This is a genomic window from Acinetobacter sp. WCHAc060025, assembly GCF_004209355.1.
Lineage (GTDB): Bacteria > Pseudomonadota > Gammaproteobacteria > Pseudomonadales > Moraxellaceae > Acinetobacter > Acinetobacter wuhouensis.
Window position 1 is genome coordinate 1 of record NZ_SGSX01000038.1, and the last position, 10635, is coordinate 10635.

General features: G+C 38.8%; 9 protein-coding genes. 5 read left to right on the forward strand and 4 right to left on the reverse strand.

Annotated features, from left to right (window positions below; genetic code table 11):
• Nucleotides 1-126 precede the first annotated feature (126 nt).
• Entirely contained in the window at nucleotides 127-1515 is a 1389-nt protein-coding gene (gene radA, locus EXE09_RS18085) for a DNA repair protein RadA (protein WP_130118186.1), read from the reverse strand.
• Nucleotides 1516-1796: 281 nt separating this feature from the next.
• Between radA and EXE09_RS18090 the strand changes: the two genes are divergently transcribed.
• From EXE09_RS18090 to EXE09_RS18110, 5 genes are all read left to right on the forward strand, one after another.
• A complete protein-coding gene (locus EXE09_RS18090) occupies nucleotides 1797-3200 on the forward strand; it encodes an amino acid permease (RefSeq protein WP_130118187.1) in 1404 nt (467 codons plus the stop codon).
• Between the two features lie 145 nt (nucleotides 3201-3345).
• Nucleotides 3346-3588 (forward strand): hypothetical protein, encoded by a 243-nt coding sequence (locus tag EXE09_RS18095; RefSeq protein WP_130118188.1) that lies wholly within the window; start codon nucleotides 3346-3348, stop codon nucleotides 3586-3588.
• 33 nt (nucleotides 3589-3621) lie between these two features.
• Nucleotides 3622-4866: a diaminopimelate decarboxylase gene (gene lysA, locus EXE09_RS18100; protein ID WP_130118189.1), complete on the forward strand. Its 1245-nt coding sequence runs from the start codon at nucleotides 3622-3624 to the stop codon at nucleotides 4864-4866.
• A 13-nt stretch (nucleotides 4867-4879) separates the two neighbouring features.
• On the forward strand, nucleotides 4880-5725 hold the full coding sequence (dapF, locus tag EXE09_RS18105) for a diaminopimelate epimerase (protein ID WP_130118190.1): 846 nt from the start codon (nucleotides 4880-4882) through the stop codon (nucleotides 5723-5725).
• A 148-nt stretch (nucleotides 5726-5873) separates the two neighbouring features.
• Nucleotides 5874-6299, forward strand: coding sequence for a hypothetical protein (locus EXE09_RS18110; RefSeq protein ID WP_130118191.1), 426 nt, complete (start codon nucleotides 5874-5876; stop codon nucleotides 6297-6299).
• A 215-nt stretch (nucleotides 6300-6514) separates the two neighbouring features.
• Here the strand turns inward: EXE09_RS18110 and EXE09_RS18115 are convergent, their stop codons facing one another.
• From EXE09_RS18115 to EXE09_RS18125, 3 genes are all read right to left on the reverse strand, one after another.
• The gene (locus tag EXE09_RS18115) at nucleotides 6515-6895 is read right to left on the reverse strand and encodes a VOC family protein (RefSeq protein ID WP_130118192.1); all 381 of its coding nucleotides are present in this window, start codon (nucleotides 6893-6895) and stop codon (nucleotides 6515-6517) included.
• 171 nt (nucleotides 6896-7066) lie between these two features.
• Nucleotides 7067-9496 (reverse strand): endopeptidase La, encoded by a 2430-nt coding sequence (gene lon / locus EXE09_RS18120; RefSeq protein ID WP_130118193.1) that lies wholly within the window; start codon nucleotides 9494-9496, stop codon nucleotides 7067-7069.
• Nucleotides 9497-9631: 135 nt separating this feature from the next.
• Nucleotides 9632-10228, reverse strand: coding sequence for a 5-formyltetrahydrofolate cyclo-ligase (locus EXE09_RS18125; protein WP_130118194.1), 597 nt, complete (start codon nucleotides 10226-10228; stop codon nucleotides 9632-9634).
• Nucleotides 10229-10635 lie beyond the last annotated feature (407 nt).

The following is a 10635-nucleotide window of genomic DNA, read 5'->3' on the forward strand; positions in this document are numbered from 1 at the left end:
ATATTCGAACAAAAAATATTTTTAAAATAGCCTAAGCAACTCAACGTATTGCTGGTACACAATACGTTTTATCGTGAAAGGTAAACGCGATCTAAGATTTGGTGATTTAAAGATAGGTGTTCAACCTTATCCAACTTCATCACTGAGTTGCATCGCTTCAGTCAACGCTTCGTGTAGGCGTGCCACAGCAATGATTTGTACATCTGCGATTGGTTTTTGTGGTGCATTACCACGAGGTACAATGATGTATTTAAATCCATGTTTGATGGCTTCTTTTAAGCGCTCTTGACCATTCGGCACAGGGCGTATCTCACCAGATAAGCCAACTTCTCCGAAAACAGCCAGTTGTTGTGGTAAAGCTTTGGAACGCAAGCTTGACGCACAAGCGAGCAAGACAGCAAGATCTGAACCTGTTTCAGTGATTTTTAAACCACCCACGACATTGACATAAACATCTTGTCCAGAAGTTTGTACGCCACCATGACGATGCATCACTGCCAAGAGCATATTTAAACGGTTTTGTTCTAAACCGAGTGCCACACGCCGTGGTTGTCCATGTGCATCATCCACAAGGGCTTGAACCTCAACCAAAAGCGGTCGAGTGCCTTCACGGCTGATCATGACGACAGAGCCAGGAATGGCTTCATCATAACGACTGAGAAATATTGCCGAGGGGTTGGCAACTTCTTTAAGCCCTTTATCGGTCATACCGAAGACACCGAGCTCATTCACAGCACCAAAACGGTTTTTAACTGCACGGATCATACGATAACGTGAATCAGATTGACCTTCGAAATACAGTACACAATCGACCATGTGTTCTAAAACACGTGGACCTGCGAGCGAACCTTCTTTGGTGACATGACCGACAATGAATAAAGCTGTACCACTATTTTTGGCAAAACGAGTTAGCAATGCAGCAGATTCACGGATTTGAGAAACACCACCAGGTGCAGATTGTAAAGTTTCGGTATATAAAGTTTGAATAGAATCGAGAATTGCAACAGCAGGGCGAAGTTGCGCTAAAGTTTCACAAATGCGCTCTACACATGTTTCAGCCATGACTTGTAATTTATCAGTAGGTAAATCTAAACGATTGGCACGTAAAGCGACTTGAGAAAGTGATTCTTCACCAGTGACATAGAGCGCAGAACTATTGGCAGCCGCCATATGGGTTGCTGTTTGTAGCAGAATGGTTGATTTACCAATCCCAGGATCACCACCAATTAGAACCACTGAACCTGTCACTAAACCACCACCAAGGACACGGTCAAATTCACCAATCCCTGTACCAAGTCGCGTTTCATTCGACACTGTGATTTGATTGAGTAGAGTGACATTGGCAGCTTGTCCTGCATAGCCACCGCCCATAGGTTTTGCACGGTGGCTGACAACAGGTTCAATTTTAACTTCAGTCAAAGAGTTCCATTCACCACAGTCTGAACATTGACCTGCCCATTTGGAATGGTCTGTACCACATTGTTCACAACGATAAAGTGTTTTTACTTTTGCCATTTTTTAGTGCATAGATATTTTTAAAGATGCGCTGAATGTATCAATTGAGACTTAGAAATACAATTTTTTGTCTAACATCTCGCCAAAATCATTTTTGGCACGTAAACTGCAATTCGAAGGAACGGTAAAAATAAGAAAGGTAAAGGATAGTCGGTTGACTATTTGTTGAGCTAAAGGATGAATAAACTTAGATATTTTTAAGTATTCATTGAAAAAAGCTTTTTTATTTTTTTTGTTTTAAGCTACTTTTGTACAACGAAATCTGAGAGAAGAATATAACAATGTCAAATGAAAACCTCAGTTCTTCTGCGGAAACAGGTGAACTAGCGAGAAGCTTATCGAATCGACACCTACAATTGATTGCGATTGGTGGTGCGATTGGTACAGGATTATTTATGGGTTCAGGCAAGACCATTAGTCTTGCAGGACCATCGATCTTATTTATTTACATGATCATCGGTTTGATGGTGTTCTTCGTGATGCGCGCGCTGGGCGAATTACTCCTATCAAACTTGCAATATAAATCATTCATTGATTTTTCAACTGATTTGATCGGCCCATGGGCGGGCTATTTTGTGGGTTGGACCTATTGGTTGTGTTGGATCACTATTGGTATTGCAGATTTATCCGCGATTATTTATTACTTACAGTTCTTTAATAATGGTATCCCCTTTACACCGACTGAAGGGGCAATGATCAGTGTTGCAGCCATTTTCTTTATTATGGGCTTAAACCTTGTCACAGTAAAACTGTTCGGCGAACTTGAGTTTTGGTTTGCCTTGATCAAAATTATTGCCATTGTGGTATTGATTTTAGTTGGTCTGTGGATGATCTTTACTGGATTTACTTCAGCATCAACTGGTCAGGTGGCTTCATTTACTCATCTTTGGGATCATGGTGGGATGTTCCCGAAAGGATTTGAGGGCTTCTTGGCAGGTTTCCAAATTGCAATTTTCGCCTTTGTTGGTGTTGAATTGGTGGGTACAACGGCTGCTGAAACTAAAGACCCTGAAAAGAATTTACCAAAAGCAGTAAATTCGATTCCAATTCGTATCATTTTCTTCTATGTATTGGCACTTGTAATCGTAATGTCAGTAACACCATGGGATACAATTGATCCGAAAGTCAGCCCATTTGTAAACTTATTCAGTCAAGCGGGTATTGCTGCTGCTGCGATCATTATGAACTTGGTAGTGCTTTCTTCAGTGATGTCTTCGATGAACAGTGGTGTATTCTCTACTAGCCGTATGTTGTTTGGTCTTTCTCGTGAAGAGCAAGGTCCAAAAGCTTTTGGTCTTTTGAATAAGCGTGCTGTACCTGCAAATGCCTTGTACTTTTCAGGTGTGTGTTTACTCGGTGGTGCTGCATTACAGTACTTTGTGCCAAATACAGTTGAAGCCTTTACTTTGGCAACAACACTTTCAACGATTCTATTTATTTTGGTTTGGATCATTATTTTGTGGAGCTATTTGGTTTACTACAAAACACGTCCAGAACTTCATGCTAAATCAATCTTTAAATTGCCTGGTGGACCGATTACCTGTTATGTCGTGATCGTCTTCTTCATTGGTACAATTGGTGTTTTAGCATTAGAGCCAGATACTGCAAAATCATTGATGGTCAGCCCGATCTGGTTAATTATCCTTGCAATTGGTTATTTCTGTTTCTATAAGAAAAAACAGTAATTAACCAATTCAGAGATTCTCATAAGAAAACGTCAGTGAATTACTGGCGTTTTTTTTATTCTCATTTTAATCTTTAACCTTTCTGCTTTGGTCTATATTTTAGATTCAAGGTATACTGACGAAAATTTTGGAAATAGGTGAACAAATGCGTTTAGCAATTTGTAGCATCACTTTAGTTTTAGCGAGTACGGGATTGATCGGATGTGGTCAGTCAGGTGAATTGCAGTTAGCCAATAGCCCAGACTATGACAAACGTGCCAAGTATTTGCTCTATTCAAATGAAAGCAAAACTGCGCAATCGGGTGAAAAGCAAACTGAGAAAAAAGTCAAAGATCAGCTTACTTCACCAGATCAAACAGGATCAGCTTCACAAGCGAATTCAAACTAAACCTAATTACACTTTCAATGAAAGGATACATTCATGAGTTTTTCCCGCATTAATGGGGTATTGCATGCAGAGCAATGTTCTCTAGATCAACTTGCAACGCAATATGGCACACCACTTTATGTTTATTCAAAAGCAACTTTTGAAAAGCATTATTTAGATATGGATAAGGCTTTTAGCTTTATTGATCATCAAATTTGCTTTGCGGTGAAGTCAAACTCTAACCTTGCGGTATTGAATGTATTGGCAAAATTAGGTTCAGGTTTCGATATCGTAACAGGTGGCGAGCTTGCACGTGTACTTGCTGCAGGTGGTGAGCCATCAAAAATTGTATTTTCTGGCTTGGGCAAACAAGAAGCGGATATTCAAAAAGCTTTAGAAGTTGGGATTGCCTGCTTCAACGTAGAATCTTATGCAGAATTGGATCGCATCCAAAAAGTGGCAGCACAGCTTGGTAAAAAAGCGCCGATTTCTTTGCGTGTAAATCCAGATGTGGATGCTAAAACTCATCCATATATTTCAACAGGCTTGAAAGAAAATAAATTCGGTATCCCATCAGATTCAGTATTTGAAACTTATCAATATGCTGCATCTTTACCTAACTTAGATGTGGTGGGAATTGACTGTCATATTGGTTCACAGTTGACTGAAACACAGCCTTTTGTTGATGCACTGGATCGCATCATCGCGATGATTGATAAACTCAAAGAACTCGGTATCAATCTAAAACACATCGACATCGGCGGTGGTTTAGGTGTGACGTATAAAGATGAAGTACCACCAACAGTGGTTGAATACGCTGAATCTATGCGTCCCGCTTTAGAAAAACTAGGTTTGAAAGTTTATATGGAGCCAGGTCGTAGTATTTCTGCCAATGCAGGCGTATTAGTGACCAAAGTTGATTTACTGAAACCAACCAATCATCGTAATTTTGCGATTATTGATGCTGCGATGAATGACATGATTCGTCCATCGTTGTATCAAGCGTGGATGGATATTCAAGAAGTAAATCCACGTACAGATGTTGAAAAACAGACTTGGGACATCGTGGGTGCAATTTGTGAAACCGGTGACTTCCTTGGTAAAGAGCGTGAGCTTGCGATCAAAGAAAATGATAATCTTGCACTATTAGGTGCAGGCGCGTATGGTTTTGTGATGAGTTCAAACTATAACAGCCGTGGTCGTGCTGCTGAAGTGATGGTCGATGGAGCTCAATCGCATTTAATCCGTAAGCGTGAAACGATTGAATCACTTTGGGAAAATGAAAGTTTATTGCCTTAAGGAGTCATTTTAGATGTTATTAGAATTCACCAAAATGCATGGTCTAGGCAATGACTTCATGGTGGTTGATCTGATCAGTCAGCGTGCTTTTTTTGATGCGATGACTATTCGACGTTTAGCCGATCGTCATTTTGGTATCGGTTTTGATCAACTTTTAATTGTTGAACCACCTGATTTTCCAAATGTAGATTTTAAATATCGTATTTTCAATGCAGATGGTTCGGAAGTAGAGCAGTGTGGTAATGGTGTACGTTGCTTTGCTCGCTTTGTTTATGAACGTCAATTGACCAATAAAAAGCGTTTTAAAGTGCAAACTTGTGCAGGGATTGTTGAGCCTGAATTGGGTGAAAATGGTTGGGTTCGTGTCAACATGGGACAACCTAAATTTTTACCGAAAGAGATTCCTTTCATTGCTGAAGAAGCGGATGCCTTATATGACATTGCTTTGGCGGATAATGAACAACTGACTATCGATGTGGTGAATATGGGCAATCCGCATGCTGTGACTGTAGTTCCAGATGTGTTGACTGCTGATGTTGCCAAAATTGGTCCACAAGTCGAATCACACGAACGCTTCCCGCAGCGTGTTAATGCTGGCTTTATGCAAATCATTGATGAAAAGCATGCGCGCCTACGTGTATTTGAGCGTGGTGTAGGTGAAACGATGGCGTGTGGTACAGGTGCTTGTGCTGCAGCTGTTTCAGGTATGCGCCGTGGTTTACTGGCGAATAACGTTGAGATTGAACTTGCAGGCGGTAAATTGCAAATTGAATGGAAAGAAGGTGATGTGGTGTGGATGACAGGTCCAACTGCAACGGTTTATGAAGGTCGTTTAGACCTACGTTATTTCCAAAGTTGATTGATTCAAAATTTTTAGTAATGTTCTTTAAGCCCTGAAATTATTTCGGGGCTTTTTGACATAAAAAGACTTCATTTTTAGTTCAACTTTGTTCAAGATAAATATGACAACTTTTTAAAAATGATTTATAAAAAATAGGACAATAAAAATGGCGATAGATCGTATCGATTGGCATGCTGAATCAGCAGAGCAAGCAGGTTTTCCCTATGAAAATGGCGGAACACATATTGGAATTTATCTAGCGTGGATCATTAATAATCATTTGGAAGGCGAGTTTCACCAAGAAGAAAGTGAGGATGAGGTCGCACAAGTTTTTGCACGGAAAATGACAGGGCGTGAATTTTTAATTCAGATGTGTGATGAAAAGTTTTGCGAAGAGGATTTAAATGAAGAGGGCTTTGCTTTTACCCAAGCCTACTATGAAAGCAATGAATATTTCAAAGACTATGATGCAACTCTCGTACATGCTAAAGGTCTAGAAAATACCTATGCTATTGATGATACGTGGGAGAATTATGATCTTATGGCGCCCGTCATTAGTGAAAAATATCAGCAATGGCGAGTAAAGCAATAAATTGATTGTCATGATATTTGTGATTTAAAAGGAAGCATAAAAAAACACAGCCCATAATTGTTGAACTGTGTTCGAACAATCATCTGTCTGGAGTTCAGTTGATTGTTCATTAACTGCAAACTACAGCTTTGGTGTTTGTATAATTTATAAATGAGGATTAATCTTGCACTTTCAAGTGGTCTGTGGGTTAAGCTGCATATTTTGAAAGATTTGGCTTATTTCATTGAGTGAATACCAAACATATTTCCCTCAGTGTCAATTGCTAAAACAATATGTCCATGTTCTCCAATAGACATTTTAGTTTGGTGAATTTTTCCGCCAGCGCTTTCTATTCGAGCTTGCTCAATTGCGCAATCATCACTGTTAAAATAGACAATTGTGCTGTTACCACCAGCGAGAACGCCTTCCATTTTGACTAGCGCACCAGTTGCTCCATAAAGTTGCATATCAAAAGGAAAATGTTTCATTTGTATGTCTTGAGAAGAATCAGGATTATGAAAATCAGTCAGTTTAATATTCAAAACCGTTTCATAAAATATTCTAGCTCTTTGTAAATCATTGACATAAATCTCAAACCAACAGACTGGATTTATCATTGTGTTGTTCCTCATCTTGATTTTATGATTTGGATGATTTTTAAACTTTATCATGATGAGCTTATGACAAACTTAAGCGACAAAGATAGATATTTTGTAAATGATTTTTGTTTTGTTTAATTTAAATAAAAAAAGAACGCCGAAGCGTTCTCTTTTTTTTAGTGATTTAGATTAATGGCGTGCAGCTTTTTTGCCTTCATCTACTGCTTTTACAATCGGTGCTTTAACCAAAGGTTTAGGTTGTTCGATTAGTGCAAGTGGAAGAATCTCATCGATACTTTTCACTGCTTTAATTTCCAAACCATCTTTGACATTTTGAGGAATTTCAGTCAAGTCACGGACGTTTTCTTGTGGGATAAACACCAGTTTAACGCCACCACGATGTGCTGCTAAAAGTTTCTCTTTCAAGCCACCAATACGCATTGCTCGACCACTTAGACTTGTTTCACCTGTCATTGCAATATCAGGACGAATTGCAATTTTAGTGAACGCAGAAACAAGGGCTAAAGTCAGTGCTAAACCAGCCGATGGACCATCTTTTGGAGTTGCACCTTCAGGTAAATGCACATGTACATCAGTTTCTTCAAAACGTGATGCTTCGATACCCAATTCATCTGCACGGGTACGAACAACCGTCATTGCAGCAGTAATCGACTCTTTCATCACGTCACCAAGTGAACCTGTGGTAATAAATTTACCTTTACCAGGAACAGCAGCAACTTCAATCGTCAATAACTCGCCACCAACAGATGTCCAAGCCAGGCCATTAACACGACCCACTTGCGCTTCTTCTTCTGCCATACCGTAGTCAAACTTATGAACACCTAAATAATCAGGCAAGTTCTCAGCAGTCACATCAATATGTAAGTTTTTGGCTTTCTTACTAACAGACTCTTTAACGACTTTACGTGCAATTTTAGACACTTCACGTTCAAGACTACGTACGCCTGCTTCACGCGTATAACGACGCACGATGTCACGAATTGCTTCTTCATGCACAGTTAATTCTTTAGCACGTAAACCATTGTTCTTGATTGCTTTCGGAACAAGGTAACGGTCTGCAATATTGACTTTTTCGTCTTCGGTATAACCAGGCAGACGAATCACTTCCATACGATCAAGCAATGCTTCAGGAATATTCATGCTGTTTGCAGTACAGATAAACATCACTTCTGACAAGTCAAGATCAAGATCTAAGTAATGATCATTGAACTTGTTGTTCTGCGATGGATCAAGTACTTCAAGCAACGCAGAAGCTGGATCGCCACGATAGTCTTGTGCCATTTTGTCAATTTCGTCGAGTAAGAATAGTGGATTCTTCACACCGACTTTTGTCAAAGATTGCACGATCTTACCAGGCATCGCACCGATATAGGTACGACGGTGACCACGGATTTCCGCTTCATCACGGACACCACCCAGTGCCATACGGACAAATTCACGACCTGTTGCTTTGGCAATGGATTCACCGAGTGAAGTTTTACCTACACCAGGAGGACCAACCAGACACAGAATCGGACCACGAAGTTTTTTCACGCGAGACTGAACAGCAAGGTATTCAACAATACGTTCTTTGACTTCGTCCAAACCATAATGGTCAGCATCTAAAATTTCTTGTGCTTTTGCCAAGTTAATGCTGACTTTGCTCGCTTTATTCCAAGGTGTATCTAAAATCACCTCTAAATAGTTACGAACTACAGCCGCTTCACTTGAAGCAGGTTGCATTGCTTTGAGTTTACGGAATTCAGCTTCTGCTTTTTTACGCACGTGTTCAGGTAAATCAGCTTCTGCTAAACGCTTTTCAATTTCAGCAACATCATCTTCCGCACCGCCATTCATGTCGGAAAGTTCACGCTGAATCACTTTCATCTTTTCATTGAGGAAGTATTCGCGTTGATTCTTTTCCATTTGGCGTTTTACAGAATCATGCAAAGTTTGCTCAATCTGTTGTTCTTCAGATTGTTGTAGCAAATAAGTCATGAGTTCTTGTAAATGTGCTTCAAACTCATCGTGTTCTAAGAATTTTTGTTTAACATCTATATTCAAAGGTACACGAGTGGCAACGAAGAAGAGTAATTGCAATAAATCATCAATCTTACTCGCAGCAGCGATCAATTCACGTGCATTACGTAATTTTGCTTCTGCGTATTGTGAAAATAAGGCACGTAATTCTTCAACACGTGTTGCTTGTGTATCTTGGTCTACAGATACAGTCATTGGGCTTAATGCATGTTCAGCTGAAAGGTATTCATCATTGTCGATGATTTCTACGAGCTTAGAACGGTGTAAGCCTTCAATTAATACTTTTATACAGTTTTCGTCATTCTCATGATTCACAACTTGTACAATCTTAGCGACAGTACCATATTGATATAAATTGTCGTGATCAATTTCTTCTGTAAGCGAATCTTTTTGCGCAACTACAAATACTAAATTGTCACTGTTACGAGCCACATCAACTGCATTAATCGATTTTTCACGACCCACGAATAACGCAATTTGCATATGTGGATAAACCACCACATCACGCAGCGCTAAAAGCGGTAATACACTTGGAACCTGTGGCTCTAAGTTTTCTTGATTCATAATAATCTCAGACATGGGCACTCCTAATGAGTGACAACGGTGTTGCCATGTTTTTTATAGTGATGTGTATTTATAAAATTACAAGGGCTTTGCCCAATAAAAAAACTAAAAAAACGCAAATATATGATTAATAAATAAACCTGCTGCCTTTTATTGACTGATTTGACGCTTAAAGCGATAGCTTTTTGAAGGCGTAATTAAACCATCTAAAGCTTGATCCCATGGATTACGCTTTAGTTCTACATCTAGCTTCTGAAAATCATGTGCTAAACCGAGCCGATATGGTCGATGTAAAGCGGAGGCGAGAGTACGATCATAAAAACCACCGCCCATGCCCATTCGTGTGCCTCTATTATCGCAAGCGAGCAAAGGCATGATAACGAGGTCTAAAGTAGAAATGTGTAAGCCTCTGTTTGCAATCGGTTCAAGCATGCCTAATGGATGACGAGAGAATAACTGATTACGAAATTGATGTTTTGAAATTTTAACCCAGCGCAAAGTTTTATTCATATTACAAATTATAGGCAAATAAACTTGTTTACCGTGTTGAAAACAAAATTCAATAACAAGTCGTGTGCGGACTTCACCAAAAGCATCTAGATAAACCCCCACTTTTTTTGCGTATTGTAATTGTGAATGCTTTAAAAACTGTTTTAAGCACTGCTGCTCAATGTTTCTTTGTTGAAGTGGTGTTAATGATCGTCTTTGCTTTCTGATCATTTTGCGTAATTCAGTGTTTTGATTCATAAGGTTTGAAGAAAAATAAAACCATATACAGTATACAGATGAATAATTCTTTTTCATGGAAATAAGAAATCAGCTCCCTTTTTTTAGCCACTTTTATTGAAAGCTGATGACTACATAACCATTCGAGTCTATAGATGTGGTTTAAAATTAACTGGATAAAATGTTAACTGTATCGCTATCTTGTTTAAATAATGCCTAAAAATAACTTTGTTTGAATTTAAGATAATACTTTTTAAATTAAATATACTAAATTGGTTGGGATTTAAAATAGAGTAAATATACTAAAAATAAATATAAAATAATTATTAGTTAATATTTTATAAATATAATAAATTTTAGCCTGATTTAGTATTAAATCAGGCTAAACATTAATTATGATTTTTTATTGATAATAAAAGGCTTTCCTT